Below are 432 nucleotides of genomic sequence, written 5' to 3'. Positions count from 1 at the left end.
CGTCTCCACCGACGACGCCCAACCCCTCTCCGCCGCCCTCCTCACCCGCCTGGCCCAACTCGACGAAGGCACCCCCGAACACGCCTACGTCCGCAACACCCTGGTCGAACTCAACCTCAGCCTCGTCAAATTCGCCGCCCGCCGCTTCCGCAACCGCGCCGAACCCACCGAGGACATCATCCAGGTCGGCACCATCGGACTCATCAAAGCCATCAACCGCTTCGACCCCGACCGCGCCGTCGACTTCTCCGCCTTCGCCCTGCCCACCATCGTCGGCGAAATGAAACGCTTCTTCCGCGACACCAGCTGGGCCGTCCGCGTCCCCCGACGCCTCCAGGAACTCCGCATCGACCTCGCCAAAACCGCCGACCACCTCGAACAACACCTCGGCCGCCGCCCCACCCGCACCGAACTCGCCCACCACCTCCACCT

At 67.6% G+C, this 432-nt stretch carries 1 protein-coding gene; it reads left to right on the top strand.

All coding sequences use genetic code 11. The annotated features are described in order from the left end of the window. On the top strand, positions 1-432 hold a 432-nt coding region (locus ADL08_RS12505), incomplete at both ends, for a sigma-70 family RNA polymerase sigma factor (RefSeq protein ID WP_159043052.1).

Source organism: Streptomyces sp. NRRL F-6492, from assembly GCF_001280125.1.
In the GTDB taxonomy this organism is placed as follows: Bacteria; Actinomycetota; Actinomycetes; order Streptomycetales; family Streptomycetaceae; genus Streptomyces.
Note: the sequence above shows the minus strand (reverse complement) of the source record. Positions and strands in the feature narration are given on the sequence as shown.